We start from the raw sequence: 513 nt of genomic DNA, 5'->3' as shown, positions 1-513 counted from the left end.
GGACCGCGGACTTCCGGGAGGGGATTAGCCGTTCGATTTGGCCCAGCAAGCTGTGCCTCTCTGGCTATAGAATTCTGCTAGCTGGGGGAGGGCTATCTTTTGGCGGAAAGGTTTTTCTCGGGGTATGTTTCTGCTGGTTGGAGAAGGTTGCTTTTTGTCGAAGAAGTTCCCCTCTCTCACTACGTTTTTAAACGCTGCATTTGCTGGGGAGCTTCCGGCTTGAGTAAACCAGAAAACAGCGAAGCGCCTTTTTCGAAAACCTTTCAGCACGGGTGTGTGGGTGACTGAGGTGACTGCGGAGGGGCTTGAAAAAACTTGAAATCCGGAACTATGTGTTGAAAGCAGCAGGGGGCTTGTCTGAGGCAACGCCGAGTTGCGCCCTGCTGCTTTCTGCTTTTAGCATAGTCCCGGATTTCTTAGTTTTTGCTGCCCCGGAGCCCCGGAGCCGAAGCCACCCACACACCCGTGCTGAATACGTCTTCGATATCTGCGCTTCACTGTTTTCGGACGTTT

Annotated in this window: 1 protein-coding gene; it reads left to right on the top strand. The window is 53.0% G+C overall.

Annotated elements, in window-relative coordinates; genetic code table 11:
• Window positions 1-305: 305 nt before the first annotated feature.
• Window positions 306-513, top strand: a 208-nt coding sequence (locus B5G27_RS16285) for a hypothetical protein (RefSeq protein WP_206609011.1), incomplete at its 3' end; no start/stop codon positions are given.

The organism is Lachnoclostridium sp. An76, assembly GCF_002161355.1.
Classification (GTDB): Bacteria; Bacillota; Clostridia; order Lachnospirales; family Lachnospiraceae; genus Mediterraneibacter; species Mediterraneibacter caccavium.
Note: the sequence above shows the minus strand (reverse complement) of the source record. Positions and strands in the feature narration are given on the sequence as shown.